The organism is Granulicatella sp. 572.rep1_STHE (assembly GCF_001073445.1).
Classification (GTDB): domain Bacteria; phylum Bacillota; class Bacilli; order Lactobacillales; family Aerococcaceae; genus Granulicatella; species Granulicatella adiacens.
Genome location: NZ_JVBO01000016.1, coordinates 1 through 22065, shown reverse-complemented (window position 1 = coordinate 22065; position 22065 = coordinate 1). Strand labels below are relative to the sequence as shown.

Genomic DNA, 22065 nt, shown 5'->3' with positions numbered 1-22065 from the left:
TTTGATTGAGTAGTTGCGCTATTTGATTCATCTTAGGCTAAGCAGATAAACAGAAAACTAAAATCTTTTGTTTATCTTTGCATACTTCCGTTCATCAAAATTACCTTTTATAGTTTCGTCGCAAAAAACGGCTTTCTTGTAAGTGCACGTAGCAACACAAGAAAGCCGTTTTTATTTATCTCTCTATGTTTAGACCTCTATGATTCCTAACCCTAACTCTGGGGCTTGCATTTTCATTGCCTTCAATCTGATGGTTTGTTGAAGTTATTTTTCAATTACATTCAACTACTCTTTACCCAAGCATATAAACAAACTCCCTTTACAAATCCATCATATCAATGAATTTCATACCTTCATAAACTGTTGTTTTCGTAGTTTTCGATAATAAACTCCGCGTCTTCGATGTCAGTCGTCATGTCTGTGCGGTTGGTTTCTTTTAAAATCGCCAGACTCTTCTTGATCAGCACGATGAGTCCACCGATTTCCTTTTCATAAAATTTTTGTTTTAAAAATAGGAGCAAGCACCAGAGGAAGAACAGCGGAACAGCAAAATACAAGACTAAGAGCGAGATGGAAACAAATCCCGGTTCCTGTGCTACACGAGCAACAATGGCCATCGTTGGGGCTTTGAAAAGTTCGGTCTTGATAAAGAAATACCCTAAAAATCCCATAATAAATCCAATTATCGCCAGCCTTTGTTCTGCACGCTTTGGTTTTGCCTGTTTGACGCCTGCTTCTTGCGTCAATGTATCGGTCAAATAACGAAACTGCGCTAATTGTTCATTCGTAATTCGATTATGAAACGAAAATTTCATACTATTCTCCTCCTAGAACGATTCCTTTTTGTGCTAAATTCTCCACACATTCTTTGTAATACGCATCATCATGCTCTTTGTATAACGGACGCTTCCACGCACACGTCACGACTTCGGTATACGGCGGACACACTTTACCCCGGTACGACGCCTCTTTCCATAGAGGAGTCACATTATACCCACGGTGCTCCATTTCATCCATAATCAACGTATGGTACTGATAAAGCACATACGGGCTATAAGTAAACACATAGTCCACCGTTGCGTGCTTCTTGCCCCATCCATTTCCTCTAAGGGCACAACATTCACGGTGTTGCCCCAAGAGTTGCGGACGCGGAAGCTTTCCAATCAAGTCTTCATGCCATAATCTCATCACATTTCCTCCTAAAATCCAAATCGGTCCTTATAGTCCGCCATCAGCACTTCTACATCTTCGATATCCTCTGCCAGTTCCGTGCGCCCCTCTTCTCTCAATCGAGCGACCACCTGCTCAGCAAAAGTCACTAAGTTTTTTAATTCTTGTTTTAAATCCTTTTGAATCCATAATTGATCTAAAAACAAGACCAAATTGACACTAATCAAAATAAAGAGAACGGGAATTCCAATAGAAAACCAACCAAACTGTTCCAACAATGTCTGAAACGGAACCCAAGTAAACGAACTCCGATAGAAAATGATGGCAAGTGCCAGCACGACAACCGTTGGCACAACAGGATTCCGTTCGATTTTTTCCGGAACCTCCTCTGTCAACTCTGCTTTTTCAGCTAAAAACTCAACGATTTCACGAAAACGACTGACCGTCTTCTTTGACAGAAAACTTCTAAACAACTGATTCACTGCCTTCCCCTTCCTGGAACATGCCTTTTTACTTTATTTCCCAATTATACCATCTCCTGCCCCACTTCGCCTACACCCTCGCGAATGTATAAGATACCCCCAAAATTAATCTGTCCTATTTTTCTTTCAAGAACCCCTTAATTCACAAAAAAACCAGTAAATCCGGTTGACTTACTGGTTTTTGGGACATAAACTATTTTCCTCTATGTTTTTGTTTTCGTTTTTCTTGTTTTAATTGAAACTTTCTCTTTTTCTCTAATTCTCTTTGTTGCTTGCTTTCAACTCTTCTTTCCAATTTCATTTCTTCTCTTTGTTGCTGCAGAGCCATTTGAGATTTTGAACAAATTCATTCCATTCTTTGAAGATAGTATTCCTTTTACTTTTGTAAAATGCACTTTACTATCCTATTCCGGCTATTTTGATTTACAGTTTTTCTGATGAGCTTTTAACTTTTTCATAGCCCAATCATAATGACTTGATGTTGCACTTACAAAATAGGAACCCAATGTACTCCCACCTGTCCACTTATAGACACCTTTGGAAAATAATTCTTCACTTGTAAATTTTTCAGCTAATGCTAATACATCAACATGGGATTTATGAAACATATCCGTAGCGTCTTCAAGAGAAGTATTTTGATGTTTCTTCCAAAATTCTACATTCATATCTCCATATGTTTTCCAGTTATATGGTTCAGGCAAAAACGGTTTCCCTTCTCCCTTTTGATTGGAATGTACCCAATTAAAAATAAGCTGATGCCATTCATAGAGATGGATTAAAACATCTCTTAAGTTTTTATCTCTTTTCCAATGAGCTTCTTTTTTCTTTTCATCTTTTGAAAAATCAAACGGTGTGTTTAACTCTTCCTCTGTCATCTTTGAAATAAGTAAATTTAACTTTTCATAGTTTTCCTTAGCAGCAGTCATTAAATCATTTTTTGTCGTTGGTCTTGGCATAATACTTTACTCCTTCCATCTGAATTTGTACCATAAAGTTCTTTCCCTTCACCAATAGACATAGCACAACACTGACAATACTTCATATCCATTGTTTATTCCTTCTTATCTTTATTTAAGATAATTATACCTCAATATACTTGACACCATTTGTCATATTATATATTTCCCCGCCATTTTATTTATCATTTCTTTAATCTGCATTCGTATCTCCTTTGGCTCTAATACTTCTACCCCATCTCCGAAAGAAAAAATATAGTTGAATAGGTTATAGTCATTTGGTATTTCTATTTCAGCATATAAATTCTCATCATCTTCTGTGATTGCTCCATTTAACTCATCATATACCCTGAAAGCAACTTTCCGATCAAATTTAACCTTTATACGCACTTTATTATCATTTGGCATTTCTTTTTTGAGTATCACATCATCAAAGCTGTTTTCAAACTTTTCCGCTTGGGTTTCCAAATTCTTTATCCGGGACAATTTGAAATATCTAAAGTCATTTCTAAGTAAACACAAGGCATATAGATACCAATCTTGACTCTTGAAAAGCAGTCTAACAGGTTTAACTCTTCTGCTTGTTTCTTTTTCATTACTGCTAAAATATGTGAATGAAACAATGTTCTTACTTAAAATTGCGGACTTAATATCATTAAATGTTTTTTCATACAACTTATTGTTTTGCCAATTATTAAAATCAACTTCTATCCAACTGGTATTTTTTATTTTAAAGAGTGCGGATAGTTTTGTTAGAAGCTCATTCTCATGTTGTATTGTTGTATTCTCCAATCCCTGAAGAGCTAACATAATCTGTTGTTTCTCGTTTTCAGACAGTAGTGATTTACTAAGCACAAAATCTTCAGCAATTTCTATTCCACCGCCCTTTCCTTGTGTGGCATAGATGGGAATCCCTGCACTGCTGATAGAGTCAATATCTCTATAGATCGTCCTGACTGATACCTCAAATTTATCTGCAAGTTCATTTGCCGTAACTTTTCCCTTTTCTAAAATATAATATAGTATCCTAAATAGCCTATTATCTTTCATCGTCTTAACATCACCTATATTTATTGTACCACAATAACTCGACATCTATTGTCATATTATGAAATGTTTTTCCAAATCATGATAGTGCTACTTATCTCTCTTATTCACTGTTATAAAAATAGTCAAAGTCCATTCTTCCGTCTCGCTAAAATTAAATTTATTTCACTCAATATTATTAATGTTAGATTTATATTTTTACTACGTTTTACAACCCTAACTCTTGCTTCTTTACCTTTGTTAATCCTCTCTTTTCTTGCAGTAATTTATCTATACAGCTTCTAACACTTTCGGCCTGTTCCACTTCTTTTCGTATATCTGTGATTTGAGAATATAGAGTATCTTGTTCTTTCCTCAAAGTGCCTATTTCTGATTTCCTTTTGGATATATTTATGGTTTTGCTTTCTCCTAAATGCTCTTTCAGATATTTTTGGCAATTTCAAATAAAACAATCTCTGCGGTATGTTCATTGTAGAAAGTATCTTGTTTGTTTTTCTTTAGCTTGGTATAGGCTTTGTTTGTAATGTCTGCCCACGACTTTCTCCACTCTTCTGCTTTGCCTTGCTCATTCCAATCGACTGTATCTATTTTCCTTGTTTTGTAATTACCATTTTTGAGTTTTACTTTCTCGCCATTTTTATCAAGGATATATTCCTTTACAGTTGATAGTATGCCCCCATCGAAACGCACTCTCCCGCCTCCTCGAAGGAAAAAATAAAATCTATTGATTTAAAGCAGTATTGTTGGCTTAAAAAAGCCCTCGGGGACTCTATAGTGAGAATAGTAAAGAGAAAGCAACCAATGCGAAATAGAGCCACAAGAGAATTTATTCTCCTGTGGCTCTTTGAGGCTTGGTAGGATTGAGACCTTGGCTCAATCCGATGCCTTTACTATCATCACTATGAAGATGTCCCCCGAGGGCGATTTAAGACAACGTCTTAACCTTCATTTTCATTGAATCAATAGATTTTATTATAGTTCTCTTCGTCCTTCGATGGCGCGGAAGAGAGTCATTTCGTCTGCGTATTCGATGTCGCTGCCGACCGCTAGCCCATGAGCCAGACGCGTTACTTTAATGCCCGCTGGCTTGATGAGACGGGACAAGTACATGGCAGTCGCTTCACCTTCCGCTGTCGCATTAGTGGCGATGATAACCTCTTGGATTTCCGGATCCTGCAACCTCGTAATCAGTGACGTAATATTAATATCATCCGGCCCCGTCCCTTCCATCGGAGACAACACCCCGTGAAGCACATGATAGAGCCCTTTATATTCCTTCATCCGCTCCATACTCATCACATCTCGGGCATCTTCCACCACGAGAATCTTCGTACGGTCACGCGTTGTATCCGCACAAATCTCACACGGATCCTCTTGCGTCACATTGCCACAAACCGAGCACATTCGTAAGTCACGCTTGCAGCTAATGAGCGAATTTGCAAAATTTAAGACGTCTTCTTCACGCATATCCATGCAGAAGAAGGCAAGTCGTGCAGCCGTCTTCGCACCAATCCCCGGCAGCTTCATAAAACTGTCCATCAATCGTGCAATCGGTTCTGGATAATGCATGCTCCAACCTCCATTGATTAAAATCCTGGGATGTTTAATCCTTTAGTGAATTGACCCATTGTTTGGTCGTTGGCTTTTTCCGCTTGCGTTAACGCATCGTTTGTCGCCATTAACACTAAGTCTTGTAATAATTCTACATCCTCTGGATCAACTGCTTCTGGTTTGATTTCCACGTTTAAGACTTGGCGTTTTCCGTTTACCGTTACTTTGACCAAATCACTTTGAGAAGTTCCTGTGTATTCTGTTTGGTTTAACTCTTCTTGAGCTTGTGCCATTTGTTTTTGCAATTTTTGCATTTGTTTCATCATGCCTTGCATATTTCCCATTCCACGCATGGTTGTACCTCCGTTAATTCGTATTTTTTCTATTCTTCAATTTGAACGAACTCTTCTCCGAAAAGCTCAATCGTATCTTGTACTTTTTGTTTAAATTCTTGTTCTTCCTGAGAAATCGGCTCTTCCACAACAGGTGCTTCCGTCACATGAGAGACCGCTTCGCCTTCTTTATTCTTCTTGCGTTCCAAAACGAAATCGGAACGAATTTGTTGCCATTGTTCACTTGTGACTCCGACAAAGGTTCCGCTATAGCCTCCGAGGCGTTCGAGATGTCCTTGAACTTCTTCATGGAATCCTACAGTCGTCTCAGCTAGCCCGCAAATGTGTTCATACATAAATTGCATCACAAATCCATTTGGCCCTGCAGCAACCGGTTGTGCTTGATTCATCAGCGCTCGTTGTTGCGGCGTTAAGCAGCTGAGCAAGTCGCCCCATAAGTCGCGCACCTTTTCGATGTCTTCTTTGGTAGCTTCCATCAAAATTTTGTTCACGGCCGACACATTCGGCTTGAAGCTTGCTTTTGGTGTTTTTGCAACTGGTTTTGGCGGAGCAGGTTGCGAAGAAGGAACGCTTCCTCCTTGCATCAATGCAGCCATTTGTTGACGTAACTGCGCGAGTTGTTGTTGCAATTGCTCTACTTCCTCGCTACTTGGCGCTTCTATTGCTCTAGGTGCAGCAGCTGTTTGTGGTTGCGCCATTTTAATCGTTAAGACTTCGAGTGAAATCGTTGGTTTCGTCGTGAAGCGCATTTCTTGTTGCGTTTGATTTAAAGCTTCCACAAAGCGGTATAAGAAGCTTGCATCCACTTCGTCTTTAAACTGCAAGAAGCGTTCGCTACGACCCACTGCCTCGCCACTTTGTTTGGCTACAAGGAGGTCTCTAGCAAATTCCAGCCATTCTTCCACCAAACGGCTTGCTTCTTTTCCCATTTTAAAGAGTTGTTGTAAGCTCTCCAAAGCTTCTTCTGCTTTTTGCGCTTGTAAGTCCGCTACAAAATCAATCATCAAGTCATCCGTCAGGCTTCCTGACACTTGAATTGCTTCTTCAAACGTGACTTTCCCGTCGCCAAACGAAATCATTTGATCGAGTAGACTAAGGGCGTCCCGCATTCCCCCGTTGGCACATCTAGCCACTACACTGAGGGCATCCGCTTCGTACTCTATACCTTCTTGGTCTAGAATATACGCCAAGCGGTCGATAATTTCTTGCGACGTAATGCGTCTAAAGTCAAACCGTTGCGTCCGAGAAATAATCGTCGCTGGAATCTTATGCGGTTCCGTCGTTGCGAGAATGAAGATGACCTTTTGAGGCGGTTCTTCTAAAGTTTTTAAGAGTGCATTGAACGCTCCTGTTGAGAGCATATGCACTTCGTCGATAATATAAATTTTGTATTCGGCTTGCGTTGGTGCATAACGTGCCTTGTCGCGAATATCACGGATTTCTTCAACCCCATTATTGCTGGCCGCATCGATTTCAATCACATCGCCAATCGTTCCGTTCGTGATGCCTTTACAGATTTCACATTCGTTACAAGGTTCACCGTTTTTTTGGTTTGGACAGTTAATGGCCTTTGCAAAGACCTTCGCGGCACTCGTTTTTCCTGTCCCACGAGGCCCCGTAAATAAGTAAGCATGACTCGTTTTTTGATTACTAATCGCGTTTTTTAACGTATGCGTCACCGCACTCTGCCCGACCATATCATCGAACGTTTGTGGACGCCATTTTCGATATAATGCTTGATAAGCCATATTACTTCCCTGCCTTTTTAAAAATTTACAGTTCTATTCTAGTATAGATTCTTCAAAAATTCTACTGTTCGACGCGTTTCATCGGCGCCTGTGACGTCTGAATAAAGCGACTTTCTGTCCCTTTTGGAACAATGAGGGATAGACGGTGTTTTGCCCTTGTACAAGTCGTATACAGCATCATTTGTTCTTTCGCGGTATGATACGCTTCATCCGTCGCATTCCAAATAATCACTTCGTCAAACTCCATCCCTTTCGCCACTTGAATCGTCGTTAATACAAAGCGACTGCCAAGAGACTCACTGCTATCTTCTAGAAGCGCAATGTCTTCCACGTTTAGCAGTTGATGTAAGGCTTTGGCTTCTTCCATCGTTCGACATAAAATCGCCGTTGTGTGATACACTTGCGGACTTTCTTCCAATAAGCCTTTCAAACGCGTCAACTGCATGCCATCTGCGTCGCTATACAGCGTTACTTCGCTTCCTGTACGTGGGAATACATTTTTATCGAGTGGCCATTTCAAAATTCCATTGGCAAATCGTGTAATTTGTGCGGTACAACGATAGCTGATTTCAAGCGAGCGATTTGTCAAGGTCCGGTTTGGGAAGACGAGCTCGACCAGTTCTGGATGTCGCGCTCCCAATGTGAAAATCGTAGAAGACGTCGAGAATGACTGGTAAGTGTCCCCAACGACCGTGAATTTCGCACGGAAATAAAAGTTCGATAAGGTGCCTAACCATAATAAGGACACGTCTTGCACTTCGTCGATAAAGAGATGGCTATACCCCACATAATCGCGAACCGGAGTGACTCTTGTCAACACATATTGCAAGAGGCGAATCCCTTCTGCCGTCACTTGGAGACGAGATCCTTCTATTTTCTTCAACGGAATTGGCGCATTGTCCATCTTCTCTAGTTCTTGTCGGCGCGCTTTCGCTTGCGGCATCCATTGTTGAACTAGATAAGCGATGTCCACGAATGCGAACATTTCTACTTGTTGCGTCACTTCAAGCACTTCTTTTTCGAAGACTTTTTGTCCAAGTACTTGGAAATACTCTGCCTCACTCTTCGTCTCAACATCCTTCATCAAGACTTCGATTTGCATCGCATTCATAGACTCGTAGACGGCTTTAGCCTTCTCGGACATAAAGAATTTATTGAGACGGCGTTTTAAAGTACGCTCTAAGACGGTTTGCATTTGCGTTAATTGCTGATGCAATGGTAAGGTCACATTCACATTTTCAGTGAGTTTTTCGTAGTCTTTCATCGTGAAGACCGCTTGCCCTTTAATCCCGATTGCTCGATACGGTAAGTCTTTCGCCGTTAGCCCTTGGAGATTGCGATGAACGAGTGCAATCCACTCACTATCCGTTAAGTACACTTTACGCGTTGGTACTTGGCTTAAAGTCGTTGTTTTATGCAAGTACATCTTGCGGTATAACTCAATCGTATGTTGCGCTAGCGTTTGTTGGTATAATTCGCTTCCCGTTAAACTTGGGATCACATGCGATACGTATTTTGCAAAGAGTTGGTTGCGTGATAGGAGCAACATATCGCTCATCCGCTTTTCTTTGGCTTGATACATCAAATACGCAATGCGTTGTAGTAAGATCGTCGTTTTCCCACTTCCGGCACATCCATTCACGATGAGCCAGTCTTTCGGGTTCAGACGGATAATTTCATTTTGTTCTTTTTGAATCGTTGCGGTGATGCCTTCTAAATGCCCATCCTTATTCGTCGGTGCACTTAAGGCCTCCATTAAGAGCGATTCTTCATTTTCAATATCATAAACAGACTGTAAGGTTCCTTTTTTGATGACGATGTCGCGTTTTAGGAAGGCTTGTGCTTTTTGCGCCCCGTTTGGAGTCTCGTAATGGAGCTCTCCTAAGGTTCCTTCATAAAACAAACTTGCAATGGGTGCTCTCCAGTCATACACTTGCACTTGATCTTCTTCATCAAAGAAGGTCGCTGGTCCAATATACATTTTTTCTACTTTTTCGTCTTTTCCAAATTGAACGTCAATTCTTCCAAAGTACGGAGATTCTTTTTGTCTTTCTAATTGCTGGATTCCATACCGAATTGTATCTTGTCTAGTGATATCCAGGTCGCGTTCTTGCAGACGTTTTTCTTCGAATGCAATTTTGTCTTCCATTAGCTTTTTCACACCTTCTAGATGTTTAGCTTCTTCTTGGAAATTCTGGTTCTTCATGCGACTCACTCTCCCTCCACTGGATATTCTTTCTCATAAAAACAGGCTGAACCTCTGGTCCAGCCTGAATCTTCTTCTATGTACATACAGCACATAGCGAACATTACTTATAGCTGCTTCCTTCCGGACCTGACTCGATTCATAAGTTCGCTATTGCCATATGGCCTAACGGCACGTATTATTATACAAAACTTCTTTTTGAAAAGCAAGCAGATAACGCTTGAGAAAGAAATTATTGGAAACGACAAAATAAAGGTCGCAAATGAAACTATCCCATCGTTTTTTGCGGTTAGATGCTGGGAGTATTCCATACATAGTTTTCTCTTCTTAAAAGCACACCCTTCGGGGGTTGATTTCTTCGAGTGCTTGCGGATTATTTTATAGTAGCGGTAACGTTGCACCGGTTCGAGCCTCTTCGAGTCTCTCACCTTTAAAGCTTCAAAGCAGGAGTACGTCCACAAGCGGACTACTCCTGCTAATTCACATTTAATGCGTCACACGTTACTACTACTATAAAATCCGCAAGCTTCTTCGAAATCAACGTGAAGAAATAAATAGGCTACTCCCTACCGCAAACGATGGAGTTTCGTGCACCTCTATGTGGTGTTTCTTTTTCAATTGAAACTGCTTGGTTTTCTAAAATAAAACCGTGACGAGGGACAGCAAAAGAGACACTAAAAAAGATAGTCTCTCCAGAAGGAAAAACTATCTAAAAATGTTTGCTTGTGCTTACTGATGGTTTGCTTTTTTTGTTTCTTCTCTTTCATCGAAAAATAACATCAATGGTAATAGCGTCCACAATAGATTTCCATCGAACACACTTAGCCAGGATTCGCCTGTATATAATTTCAACCCTATTCGAAAGATTAAGGCTAGCACGTTTACCACTATGGCTATCGTAAATAATTGTTTGGCTAATTGAGAACTTTCTTTTTGTTTCGGTTTTTCCATGTTGAACTCTCCTTATCGGCTTTTGTTATCTTTATTAAATCATTTTAAGGAGTCGTGCAACAGGCACTTTCGTCATGAATTATCATTACTAAAGTCATGGTTTGCTTGATTTCGTAGGAACAGCGGAAATTTAAAAAACAGCAAACCAGATTGATTTGCTGCTTGTTCTCTAAAATAAGTTTATGCTTTGGATGGTTTGGATAAGAAGAATAGGTAAAGTCCAAAGGCTAATTTAATAATGGCATCGATATAGGTGATGGTCACCAGAGAGCTTTGCGGAGAGAGGTATCCGACCGCTGCATTGATCACGCATGCCAATCCTAGGAAAATCATTGATTTTCCATGGACGAAGTAGTATGGGAAGAAATGGATTCCTGTTGCTAGGAGCGCACCTAACCAGATGAGTCTCCAGTTTTCTGATTCAAAAAATGGTCCTCCTAAGAATACTAGCAAAATAAATAAGAGAATCACTGAGTATAACGATACTTTTCGTTGGAAAGGCGTTGAAGGCCCGTCCGAAAACTTATGAAGGACTTTTTTATTCAGATTGATGGAAAAGAAACTCACCACATAGCCGATGCTGAAGACCTGCATATTAATGATTTGTTCTCCACCTACAACCGTCGCGAGTGCAATCACGAATGCGACCGCAATAAGCCATAATCCACACGCTTTTTTGTAATTGAATTCTAACGTTTCTCCTTTGTTATAACCTAAAAATGACATCCATATTCCTCCAGTTCACTTTGAAACTTTTAACGATATCCTCTATTCTACTCCTGTAAAAATGAGAATTCAAACGTCAAACCCCTTTAAGCGTCCTATCTAGTGAGGAGATTTTCTTATTGAAGGAATTTGCTGGCTAGTGAATAGACTTGCTTGATTGCCTTGCCATCCAGTTTCCATGTTGCTAGTTCTGCTTCGATGAGTTCTGGGAACTTCTTGCTAATATCTCGAAGGGCATTGCCGACAGATTTTCGGACATACTCGCTTTCGTCTTCTTTGAGGGCGGCAATTCTTCGGATGGCTTCATGAGGATGTTCTTTAAAATACGGTCTGCTCGTCCAGATCCGTAAGCCTTCTGTGACCGCTCGTCTTGTATTTGGATGTGGATGGGTTAGCCACTCATCGATGACGGGAAGTGCTTTTTCATAGCCGACTTTTTTACAAAACTCGTCAAACGCCTTCGCTAACACTTCTTGCACTCTCCAGTTGTCATCCTTGGAGACTTCCTCTCTCATAAAGGCTAGAATTTCCTCTTTTTGTGATAAATAGCCAAATAGGAAGACTCCATACATTCGAACTTGATACACCTCAGACTGATAGGCGAGATGTGCTAATTGCTCTACTTCTTCTTGCTTGTAGTTTTGATAATCTTGTAGGGCTCTTCTTTCTTCCTCTTTGAACCCGCTCTGGATTGGTGAACAATCCTTTTCAAGTTGCTCGATATATTTTTTCAAACAAATGCTCCTTTCTTTTAGCTTTTACCGAAATGAATCGCCTTTATTATACTCCATCCAATCAAAAAGCACAGCCTTTACTTGAAAAGCTGTGCCTGGTTTTAGAAATTAAAATAATGCAGTTAAAGCAGATGCTAGACCGAAGAAGATTCCTGGTGCGTTTGCAGCTGCTAACGGAATATCACGGTTGGGTTTGAAGAGTCCATAGTACACCCATAATGAGCAGTTCAATGCGGCAACGAGTGGTTGAATGAAGTCCCCTTTATTCCCAGCTAAGTTGTTCATAATTTGAGGGATATACGCAACATACATCGCAACGGACATACAAGTCGCAATCCAACCTAATACTTGCGTTTGTTTTTCTGATAATTTCATACAATCTGCTCCTTTCACAAATTATGTAAAATAATATATAAAATGAAAACAATTTTCAAGTATATTCAACCGATTACAACTTTAAGTTTTCATTAAGAGAAAACAAGCACAGCTCCTACTCGGATTGCTGTGCTTGTTTGGCTTCTTGTTTTCGTTTTTTATTGCGTTCACGAAGGCCTTTGAAGAAAGAACGTAAGATTTCTTGGCATTCCTCTTCAAGGACCCCTTGCTCCACTTCGACTTGATGATTGAATCGGCTATCTTGGAGCAGATTCATAAAGGTACCAGCCGTCCCTGCTTTTGGGTCGAAGGCTCCAAATACCACTTTCTTCATCCGCGCGAGAATCATCGCTCCACTGCACATCGGACAAGGTTCCAATGTGACGAAGAGTTCACAGTCTTCGAGTCGCCAGCTTCCAAGGTGCTGGTTTGCCTGGCGAATCGCTTTGATTTCAGCGTGAAGGGTGGCGTCTTGTTCCTTCTCGCGTAAGTTGTGGCCACGACCGATGATTTCACCATTCAGGACGACAACCGCCCCGATTGGCACCTCTTCTTGGTCATAAGCTTTCTGCGCTTCCTTCAACGCTTCCCTCATAAAGAATTCTTTTTCCTGAAGTTCCATATTCTTACTGATAGACGCGCTTAGTCACAACTAGACTGTGCGGTCTCTCAAACTCCTTATCTAAGTAGTCTTGATACGTCCCTGGGGAAATAAACCCTCGGGCGCTTAAAATATCCGTTCCTGCTTTTCCGACAATCGTATCTGCTAGTAACACGCAGTTTGTACTCATCACAAAATACGTCTTGAATTTTGAAGAGACGAACTTATACAATTTCGCGTCCGCTTCTTGTTTTAACTTGTACGCATACATTGGTTCGACTTTATCGATTCCTGGATGCGCTGGTTTCACGGTTTGTGGTGGGTCCCATGGCACTGTGAGCGACATCAGTTTGGCGATTTCCTTATCGATGGCCGCGAGTTGTTCCGGAGACAAGGCGAGACCATATCCCAGTAAGGTCTTATGGTTTTCGCGTTTACAAAATTCAATGTATTTTTCACGGTCGGCACTAAAAAGAACCCCATCCCCCATCGCTCCAAACAGGCGCTCGGAATTCGTATCGTAGTTCCCGAATGAAATAATGCGTCCCTTATAACATAGGTCGACATGCCCGATTGCCCCAAATCCGTCTTTTGTGACGTGAATAAACATTTCTAAGTTTGGTTCTGCATTTTCTTTGGCACGGTCGTAAATTTCAGAAGCGGTTTCGCCTTCTCCGAGTTCCAACGCATCATTGATTTTTTGCAAAGTCACACGAGGAATAATCGCAGCCAGTACCAACGGCATCCCTCGACGCAAGCGTCTACGAAGGACTTTCTTTCCAACTTCGGCCTCGAAGAACCATCCGTCACGAATGTTACTAGTCCCAAGCCCGATGAAATAAAGCGCAAGGAAGAACATTTGTAAGTTGCCGTCGCCCCCAAGAGCCAGTAAAGTCGCTACCCCGACAACTGAGAGCCAAATGGTATCAATGAGCAAGCGCAGTCGCGGACGGATACCGTCTTTGACATAAATATAGTACGTTACGCCACTAGTGGCCGCTTTCATCACTTCGTTAAGCCCCATCAAGATACTGACAATCGCAATCGGAAGCGAGATAAAAAATTGATTTCCTGCTAAAAATCCGTAAAGGAAAAATTTAGCAACATTCAGCCATAATGGATCTTTTGCCGCCGCCTTACTAAACCAACGGAACAAGAAATTCCATAGTTCACGAGCCCATAAGAATGTTAAAAACAGACGTAACATCAATTCTGGGAAGCTTGGTCCGTAGATTAGGAGCAACACCCCAGCAATAAGGAATGCAATCCCTTCAATTAGGAGCTTTTTCCCTGTAATCCCTAGTTCACTAATTTTCTTCATCAATTATACCTCCTACAGCTACCACTGAAGCAGCTTGTTCATGTTTCTCCACCCATTCTTTCACGAAACGGTAAATCACGGCAAAAATTGGTATGAAGAAAATCATTCCTACTAAACCAAAGAGATTTCCACCGATTAACGCAGCAGCAAGGGTTAGAATCGTTGGCAAACCAACGGAACTGCCGACAACCTTCGGATAGACGACATTTCCTTCCACTATTTGAACGATCATAAAGACGACAAGTGAAATGAGTGCTTGGATTGGGCTTTCTGTAAAGGTGAAAAGCATTCCAATTCCGCACGCCATAAACGGCCCGATATACGGAATGAATGAGAGTACTCCGGACAGCACCCCAACAAGTCCTGCATATGGCAACCCTACAAGAGAGTATCCAGCAAAAATCATAACCCCAACGATTCCCGCCTCGATGATTTGACTCATCAAGAAACGGTCATACGTATCCACGATGACTTCCCCAACATAAGTAATGTGCTCGATTTTATCTTTTGGCAAGACCACATTAAGAATGCGAAGCGTTAAACGTGCGAGCATTTCCTTACTTGCGAGAATATTAATCATGAAGAAAATCCCCATAATTACAGAGAACACATTTGAGAAGAGCCCTGAAATATTCGTTGTAAATCCGCCAAGGAATGTAATGACAGACGATACGATATTGCTTTGACTTAGTGAGTCGGTAATCTGACTCACTTCACTGGATTGCATTAATTTTGAATGTTGTACAAAATCCGCAACCACGAATAGTAAGTGATTTACACTATCGCCCAGTTGTGACACGGTTTTAGCAATCATCGGCGCAATAATCCAAATCAACAGCGAAATAATCAGAAGCAGAATCACAATAATGCTCAGGATTGCGACACTTCTACGCAGCTTTTGCGGGAAGTTTATCTTCTCCAACACTTGTTCAATTCGCTTCATTGGCACGTTTAAAACAAATGCCAAAATCATCCCTAAAATAAGCGGGAACATCATCCCAATAAATTCGGAAATCCATGTGAGGATGGCGCTAAAATTCAAGACGACAAGTAACGAAACAGCCGCCAGAGCAATCATCACTGCCCAATCTTTTCTAATCTTATCCATACTATAATTCCTTTTTTAATTGTTCTAAGAGCGCATTGCATCCCAATGTCACATCACGGTACGTCGCATCAAAGTCTCCTGTATACCACGGATCGGCAATATCGCGCGGCACTCCTGCCACTTCTAACAAGCGAGCCACCGTCGCATCCGATTTTCCATCGACAAAAGCGTGAATATTACGCACATTCGACGCATCCATTCCAAGAATGTAGTCTGCGTCCAGGTCGGTTTCATCCAACGTCCGTGACACAAGCCCTTTTGCGGAAATGCCGTGCTCCTCGAGCTTCTTCCGAGTGCCGTGATGCACCGGATTCCCATGCTCCCACGTACTTGTCGCAGCGGAATCTATCGTAATTTTATCTTCCAGTCCTTCTTCATGAACCATTTTTCTAAATACAGCTTCTGCCATTGGCGAACGACAAATATTCCCCAGGCAGACGAACACAACCTTCATGACCGTCCCTCGCTTTCCATTCTTTCCTTTCATTATAACAGACAACCTTGCGCCTTCGCAAAAAAATGTCTGTGTGGTGTTATAGCTTACTCGAACGAACTAAATTTTCTAAAATATCCCCTGTAGAAAGCAAAGACAAGATTCCTTCAAATCCTTGCGGATTTTTTTATAATCGCTGTAATGGGGCACCGGCTTGAGCCTACGTCTCAAGCACTTTCGAGATTCAAACGGACTCTAAAAGAGTCCGTAATTCACTTCGAATGCTATCCCCCATCACTTCGATTATAAAATCCGCATGATTTTCCCTAATCTTGTCTGCACTCTTTATCCAATTTTTGCTAGCAGAATTTTGTTCGAGTAAGCACATCCGCAATTTTTTGCAAGGCACCCTCATCTGTTACAGTGCGAGAAACATTTGAACGCATGTCACGCCCCTTCATCACCGCACCCCTGCAGCGACTATATTTTCTGCACCTAACTTAGTTTTTCTTCTCTCTCTTTCTTTCGAATGAAGCAAAATCCATTTGAAATAAGGCACAAACGTTGGGATAAAAAATAAACGGAATACCCTTCGGATTCTATAGCGGCAATAATAGCGATTGTAATCGATGTGAATTACTGACTCTGTAAATTCATTTCCTAGAGTCAGTTTGAAGCTCGATAGGGAGCGAGACCCTAGGCTCGCCCCGGTACAGCTATTATCGCAGCTATGAAGATATCCGAAGCGGTATGAAGTTTATTTTTTAGACCTCCGGTCTAATTCTCCTCTCCTATTTCAAATGGATTTTGCGTCCTTCGAAAAAAAAAAATGGTGGACAGCCGTCCACCATTTTTTCTATTCTACTGTAACCGATTTGGCCAAGTTACGCGGTTTGTCCACGTCTAAGCCTTTACCTAGAGAAGTGTAGTACGCGATTAATTGCGTTACCACTACAGATACGATTGGTGCAAGTAGGATTGGCACCGCTGGAACGATGATATCGTCGCCTTCTTGTTCAACGCCTTCCATCGCGATTGTTGTTACGACAGCGCCACGAGCTTTCACTTCTTGGATATTTCCGCGAGTGTGGCTCGCTACAACTGGTTCGCTTAATAATGCGATTACTGGAGTGCCTTCTTCGATAAGGGCGATTGTTCCGTGTTTTAATTCTCCTGCGGCAAAGCTTTCAGTTTGCACGTATGAGATTTCTTTTAATTTCAACGCTGCTTCCATTGCTACATAGTAGTCTAAGTGACGACCGATGTAGAAAGCATTGCGAGTTTCTAATAAGCGCTCTTGAACTAAGTCTTGAACGGCTTGTTTGTCTGATAATACGCTCTCGATTGAAGCCGCAACGACACCTAAGTCGTGTTTCATGTCGAATGGAGCTTCTAAACCTTTAGAAGCGCGTAATGCGTCTGCTAAAACGGCCATTACTGCGATTTGTGCAGTGTAAGCTTTTGTTGAAGCTACGGCAATTTCAGGGCCTGCGTGTAATAGTAAAGTATAGCTTGCTTCACGAGAAAGAGTTGAACCTTTCACGTTTGTGATTGTTAATGATGGGAAGTTTTGCTCGTTTACTTTTACTAACGCTTGACGGCTGTCCGCTGTTTCCCCACTTTGTGATAAGAAAATGAAGAATGGTTTTTGTGATAATAATGGTTGGTGGTAAGCAAACTCACTTGCTAAGTGAACTTCTACTGGAATACCAGCAAGTTGTTCTAATAATGCTTTACCAACCCATCCTGCATGGTAGCTTGTTCCGCAGGCAATCACGTAAATGCGGTCGCTTGCTAAAATGCTATCTTGGATTTCTTTATCGACTTGTAATTGACCATTTTCGTCTTGGTAGTTTTGAATGATTTTACGTAATACGGCTGGTTGCTCATCCATTTCTTTTAACATGTAGTGAGCGTAAGCCCCTTTTTCTAAATCGTCTGCATCTAATTCTGCAACGTATGGTGCACGTTCTACTGGTTCGCCGTCGATTGTTTCGATTTCTACAGAGTCAGCTGTTAAAGTGATTAACTCTTCGTCTTTGATTTCGATGTAACGGTCTGTTTCAGCGATTGTTGCCATTGCATCTGAACAGATTACGTTGAAACCTTCGCCAACCCCTACTAATAATGGGCTCTTATGTTTCGCTGCGTAAAGAACGCCTGGTTTTTCGCTGTCTAATAAACCGAAAGCGAATGATCCGCGGATTTCTTTCAACGCGCGACGGAAAGCTTCTTTTCCTGATAAGTTTTCTTTTTTCGCAAAGTATTCTACTAAGTTTACAGCAACTTCTGTATCTGTTTGAGATTTGAAGTCAACATCGCTTAAGAATTCTTTTTTCAATTCGTCATAGTTTTCGATTACGCCGTTGTGCACTAATGTGAAACGACCTGATTGTGATTGGTGAGGGTGAGCGTTGTTTTCTGTCGCTGGTCCGTGTGTTGCCCAACGAGTATGCCCAATCCCTGCAAATGCTGGAATAGCTTCATCCACTGCATCACGAAGATTTTGAATACGACCGACACGTTTTACTAATTGTGTTGATCCATCTTCATCCATAATAAATAATCCTGCTGAGTCATATCCACGATACTCAAGCTTTTCTAATCCGTTTAACACTACAGTTTGAATTCTGTCGTGTCCAATACATCCTACGATTCCGCACATAATTTTAACTCCTTTAATAAGAGGTCCCTCTCGGCGCCTCCTACTTCTGTAATTTTTGATTATGTTTCTGGTGCATGCTATCAATTTTGTCATTTCTTTACAAAACGGTTTGTATGTAGCTGTAGACTGCACTGCCTTGAGTCATCCGCCGAGTATTTCGATAAACTCATTCCTCGTCACCCGTTTTTTAAAACAGGCCTGGCGCTATCCTTGTCGCTTCCTTCCAAAGCTTTTCATAAATTTTCAGAAACAAGTTCATCATAACCGATGACCCACTAAAAAAACAACTAATTTTCCTTTTTTCTAATATTTTAAAGACCAAACTTCAACAGAAAACCCACTAAAACCGCACCCTTGTCGCATTTCTTGGCACTAGTCCTCTAAGTACCACTTCATCAACATTTCTTAACTCTTTCCTATTAAAGCTCCATCTCCATTCCGAAACTTTTGTATTTTTAGTTCAGAAGCACACACCACCTTATTAGCCGTGAAACGCACACACCCTGTCCTATCCCTCTCTCCTTCAAAAAGAATATCCCTTTGTCGTTAATGGTAAAAGGCACACATAATATCCTTTCGCCTCCCTGACTCTCAAAGAGAATACCAGTTTGTCGTATGTGGTGAAAAGCACACATGATGTTCTGTCTCATTCTCTGATGAACTATTTAAAAAAATAGCTATTAACCAAGGTTTGGATTCTATAATAGCAATAATAGCGAGTGTACTCGAAACGAATTACTGCCTCTGGGGATTTTATTCCCTAGAGGCAGTTTGAGAGTCGAGAGGAACTGAGACCTTAGGCTCAGTCCGGTACAGCTATTATCGCTATTATGAAGATATCCAAAAACCTTCGGTTAATAGGTTTTTGTTTCCCTATGAAATTGAATAGTTTGGTGCTTCTTTAGTAATTTGAACATCATGCGGATGGCTTTCTCTTAGCCCCGCACCACTCATACGCACAAACTGCGTATTCTCGCGAAGCTCTTCTAAATTACGCGCCCCCACATACCCCATACCAGAGCGAAGTCCGCCGACCATTTGGAAGATAATATCCGCCGCAGATCCTTTGTAAGCAACGCGTCCTTCGATTCCTTCCGGCACGCGTTTGTTGGCTTCGTTTTTCGCTTGGAAGTAACGGTCCCCTGAACCATTTTCCATCGCTGCTAGACTTCCCATTCCGCGGTATGTCTTGAAGCGACGTCCTTGGAAGATTTCAAATTCCCCTGGAGATTCATCGGTTCCGGCAAGCATACTTCCTAACATCACCGCATGTCCACCCGCTGCGATGGCTTTAGCGATATCCCCTGAGTACTTGATTCCACCGTCTGCGATAATCGCTTTTCCAAATTCTTTAGCCACTGTTGCGGCATCATAAATTGCTGTGATTTGCGGAACACCGACACCAGCAACGACACGAGTTGTACAGATTGAACCCGGTCCAATTCCGACTTTAACCACATCAACACCCGTTTCAAATAAGGCGCGAGTTCCTTCGGCAGTTGCCACATTCCCAGCAATCAATGTAGCTTCTGGGAAAGTTTCACGGATTTCTTTGATTTTACGAATCACTCCGGCACTGTGTCCGTGAGCTGTATCAATGACGATAGCATCTGCACCGGCATCAAGTAGCGCTGTTGCACGTTCAAATGTATCCGAAGTAATACCCACTGCAGCCGCTACTAATAGACGGCCGTGTTCATCTTTTGCAGAGTTTGGGAATTCGATGACTTTTTCGATGTCTTTGATGGTGATTAACCCCGCTAAGCATCCTTTGTCATCTACTAAAGGTAATTTTTCAATTTTATGTTTTTGAAGAATGGCTTCTGCATCTTTGAGGGATGTTCCAACTGGAGCCGTTACAAGGTGCTCTTTTGTCATTACTTCGTCAATTAAAATGGAATAATCTGAAATGAATCGTAAGTCACGGTTTGTCAAAATCCCAACGAGGTGACGTGTTTCTAAGTCATCAACGATTGGAACACCGCTAATACGGTATTTTGCCATGAGGTCTTCCGCATCTTGTACTTTATGGGATGGAGTTAAGAAAAATGGATTAATGATAACGCCACTCTCTGATCGTTTTACTTTGTGCACTTCTTCCGCCTGCTCGGCAATCGACATATTTTTATGGATGACCCCAAGACCTCCTTGGCGCGCAATCGCAATCGCCATCGTCGCATCTGTGACCGTATCCATGCTGGCACTGATTAAAGGGATATTTAAACGAATATTTTTCGCTAATTGCACACGCAAATCAACGTCATTCGGCAATACATGACTCTCTGCTGGAATTAATAAAACATCGTCAAATGTGTACCCTTCTTTTTGAAATTTTGTTTCCCATTTTGACATCGTACAAACCTCCAGTGATTAAATTTATTAACGAATAATATACCATTTTTTGGGCAAAATGCAAGCTTTTTCACAGTATTTATCATCATTCACAAAAGTTTTACATTTTATTGTTCGTAATTTTAGAAACATTAATTTTTTAAAAATATCCATCTCCCCCCTCACAGATTGTGCTACACTATAAGTAACAAGGAAAGGATGATTCGCGTGAAAAAACAACTGTTATCGGCGGTTGTACTGAGCCTAGTTCTTCTTGGTTGCTCAAATAAAAACAATCCGAGTGAAACTACGGCCTCTCCATCAACCTCTACACAAACAACAAAAACCACAACTACTGACACAACGACAACTGCAAAAACGACTTCTTCTAGCACAGAGGCTTCCTCTGAAGAATCCTCTACTAAGGACATAGCGACAGAAAAACAACAGTCCTCTCAAGGAAGCGGGATGGCAGATGTCTCTTTAGGCTATCAGATGGTTGTCAATAAGAAACACGCTCTTCCTTCGACTTATGCTCCGGGAGAAGATCCTACCGCAGGGGCACAAGTAAAGAAACTCATTCAAAAAATGCAAGAACTGGAATATCCGATTAGTGATGTTTACAGCGGATATCGCTCTTATGAATATCAAGAACAACTCTATAACAATTATGTCGCTCGTGAAGGCAAAGAGGCTGCGGATACGTATTCCGCAAGACCTGGCTACAGCGAACATCAAACAGGACTAGCCTTTGATCTCTTAGATACAACAGGGAATTTACTAGACGGTGAAGAAAATAAGGACGCCATCGACTGGCTCCACACCCACGCCCATGAGTATGGATTTATTATCCGATTCCAAGCTGGAAAAGAAGCCATCACTGGATACCAAGCCGAAGCCTGGCATTTGCGCTATGTCGGCGACAAAGCAACAGACATCTATAACTCCGGCCTCTCCCTTGAAGAGTACTACGGAGTAGAAGGTGGAGGATATGAATAGCAGGATGTGAGTCTTCGCGGTTAGAAATCGACCACTGGACCAAACCAACGCAAGCATCGTAAAAAACGATGTGCGTATGGGTTGGGAAGTGGACGCGATTTCTGCGATGACGAGTTCAACTACACAGGATACGAGGGTGAGTGGTCAGCTTTCGACCCTTTACCGAAATTAACGCAAGCGTCCGAAAAGGACGTGCGGATAATTATCGGAAAGGAACGCGAAAGCTACGAGCCCGAGTTCAACTCCAGGATACGAGGGTGAGTGGTCAGCTTTCGACCCTTTACCGAAATTAACGCAAGCGTCCGAAA

At 41.6% G+C, this 22065-nt stretch carries 21 protein-coding genes, 1 other RNA gene and 1 pseudogene; 1 reads left to right on the top strand and 22 read right to left on the bottom strand.

Annotated features, from left to right (window positions below; translation table 11 throughout):
• Window positions 1-353 precede the first annotated feature (353 nt).
• The 22 genes and pseudogenes from ADH99_RS03120 to guaB all read right to left on the bottom strand — a co-directional run bounded on the left by ADH99_RS03120 (window position 354) and on the right by guaB (window position 20779).
• Window positions 354-815: a hypothetical protein gene (locus ADH99_RS03120; protein ID WP_049554559.1), complete on the bottom strand. Its 462-nt coding sequence runs from the start codon at window positions 813-815 to the stop codon at window positions 354-356.
• 1 nt (window position 816) lies between these two features.
• Window positions 817-1188 (bottom strand): TIGR02328 family protein, encoded by a 372-nt coding sequence (locus tag ADH99_RS03115; protein ID WP_049554558.1) that lies wholly within the window; start codon window positions 1186-1188, stop codon window positions 817-819.
• Window positions 1189-1199: 11 nt separating this feature from the next.
• Complete coding sequence (locus ADH99_RS03110) at window positions 1200-1652, bottom strand: hypothetical protein (protein ID WP_049554557.1); 453 nt, start codon at window positions 1650-1652, stop codon at window positions 1200-1202.
• 193 nt (window positions 1653-1845) lie between these two features.
• Entirely contained in the window at window positions 1846-1998 is a 153-nt protein-coding gene (locus ADH99_RS10240) for a DUF2992 family protein (protein ID WP_289014922.1), read from the bottom strand.
• A 67-nt stretch (window positions 1999-2065) separates the two neighbouring features.
• Window positions 2066-2608, bottom strand: a complete 543-nt coding sequence (locus ADH99_RS03105) for a ClbS/DfsB family four-helix bundle protein (RefSeq protein ID WP_049554556.1) — start codon at window positions 2606-2608, stop codon at window positions 2066-2068.
• A gap of 153 nt (window positions 2609-2761) precedes the next feature.
• The gene (locus ADH99_RS03100) at window positions 2762-3658 is read right to left on the bottom strand and encodes a helix-turn-helix transcriptional regulator (protein WP_049554555.1); all 897 of its coding nucleotides are present in this window, start codon (window positions 3656-3658) and stop codon (window positions 2762-2764) included.
• Between the two features lie 205 nt (window positions 3659-3863).
• Window positions 3864-4312 (bottom strand): annotated as a pseudogene (locus tag ADH99_RS10235) (MobA/MobL family protein); the annotation flags it as partial.
• A 315-nt stretch (window positions 4313-4627) separates the two neighbouring features.
• Window positions 4628-5224 (bottom strand): recombination mediator RecR, encoded by a 597-nt coding sequence (recR, locus tag ADH99_RS03090; RefSeq protein WP_005606316.1) that lies wholly within the window; start codon window positions 5222-5224, stop codon window positions 4628-4630.
• Window positions 5225-5241: 17 nt separating this feature from the next.
• On the bottom strand, window positions 5242-5559 hold the full coding sequence (locus tag ADH99_RS03085; protein ID WP_039848979.1) for a YbaB/EbfC family nucleoid-associated protein: 318 nt from the start codon (window positions 5557-5559) through the stop codon (window positions 5242-5244).
• Between the two features lie 29 nt (window positions 5560-5588).
• Window positions 5589-7307 carry a DNA polymerase III subunit gamma/tau gene (dnaX, locus tag ADH99_RS03080; protein ID WP_049554553.1) on the bottom strand — a complete coding sequence of 573 codons (1719 nt, stop codon included), beginning with the start codon at window positions 7305-7307 and terminating at the stop codon, window positions 5589-5591.
• 61 nt (window positions 7308-7368) lie between these two features.
• Window positions 7369-9513: a HelD family protein gene (locus tag ADH99_RS03075; protein WP_049554552.1), complete on the bottom strand. Its 2145-nt coding sequence runs from the start codon at window positions 9511-9513 to the stop codon at window positions 7369-7371.
• A 78-nt stretch (window positions 9514-9591) separates the two neighbouring features.
• Window positions 9592-9678, bottom strand: an RNA gene (gene ffs, locus ADH99_RS10165) — signal recognition particle sRNA small type.
• 564 nt (window positions 9679-10242) lie between these two features.
• Window positions 10243-10464 carry a hypothetical protein gene (locus ADH99_RS03070; protein ID WP_049554551.1) on the bottom strand — a complete coding sequence of 74 codons (222 nt, stop codon included), beginning with the start codon at window positions 10462-10464 and terminating at the stop codon, window positions 10243-10245.
• A 180-nt stretch (window positions 10465-10644) separates the two neighbouring features.
• Window positions 10645-11190, bottom strand: coding sequence for a DUF6609 family protein (locus ADH99_RS03065; protein ID WP_049554550.1), 546 nt, complete (start codon window positions 11188-11190; stop codon window positions 10645-10647).
• A 116-nt stretch (window positions 11191-11306) separates the two neighbouring features.
• Entirely contained in the window at window positions 11307-11924 is a 618-nt protein-coding gene (locus ADH99_RS03060) for a DNA alkylation repair protein (protein ID WP_049554549.1), read from the bottom strand.
• Between the two features lie 108 nt (window positions 11925-12032).
• A complete protein-coding gene (locus tag ADH99_RS03055) occupies window positions 12033-12299 on the bottom strand; it encodes a SemiSWEET family transporter (RefSeq protein WP_039848980.1) in 267 nt (88 codons plus the stop codon).
• A 115-nt stretch (window positions 12300-12414) separates the two neighbouring features.
• Entirely contained in the window at window positions 12415-12921 is a 507-nt protein-coding gene (gene tadA / locus ADH99_RS03050) for a tRNA adenosine(34) deaminase TadA (RefSeq protein WP_082160226.1), read from the bottom strand.
• 4 nt (window positions 12922-12925) lie between these two features.
• Complete coding sequence (locus ADH99_RS03045) at window positions 12926-14221, bottom strand: hypothetical protein (protein WP_049554547.1); 1296 nt, start codon at window positions 14219-14221, stop codon at window positions 12926-12928.
• Window positions 14208-15329 (bottom strand): AI-2E family transporter, encoded by a 1122-nt coding sequence (locus ADH99_RS03040; protein WP_049554546.1) that lies wholly within the window; start codon window positions 15327-15329, stop codon window positions 14208-14210. The genes ADH99_RS03045 and ADH99_RS03040 overlap by 14 nt, the downstream gene beginning before the upstream one ends.
• A 1-nt stretch (window position 15330) precedes the next feature.
• Window positions 15331-15783 (bottom strand): low molecular weight protein-tyrosine-phosphatase, encoded by a 453-nt coding sequence (locus ADH99_RS03035; RefSeq protein ID WP_244266358.1) that lies wholly within the window; start codon window positions 15781-15783, stop codon window positions 15331-15333.
• An 835-nt stretch (window positions 15784-16618) separates the two neighbouring features.
• Window positions 16619-18427, bottom strand: a complete 1809-nt coding sequence (glmS, locus tag ADH99_RS03030; RefSeq protein ID WP_049554544.1) for a glutamine--fructose-6-phosphate transaminase (isomerizing) — start codon at window positions 18425-18427, stop codon at window positions 16619-16621.
• Between the two features lie 873 nt (window positions 18428-19300).
• Window positions 19301-20779, bottom strand: coding sequence for an IMP dehydrogenase (gene guaB, locus ADH99_RS03025; protein ID WP_005606346.1), 1479 nt, complete (start codon window positions 20777-20779; stop codon window positions 19301-19303).
• A gap of 198 nt (window positions 20780-20977) precedes the next feature.
• Here guaB and ADH99_RS03020 point away from each other — a divergent pair, with 198 nt between their 5' ends.
• Window positions 20978-21757, top strand: a complete 780-nt coding sequence (locus tag ADH99_RS03020) for a M15 family metallopeptidase (RefSeq protein ID WP_065427284.1) — start codon at window positions 20978-20980, stop codon at window positions 21755-21757.
• Window positions 21758-22065: the final 308 nt, after the last annotated feature.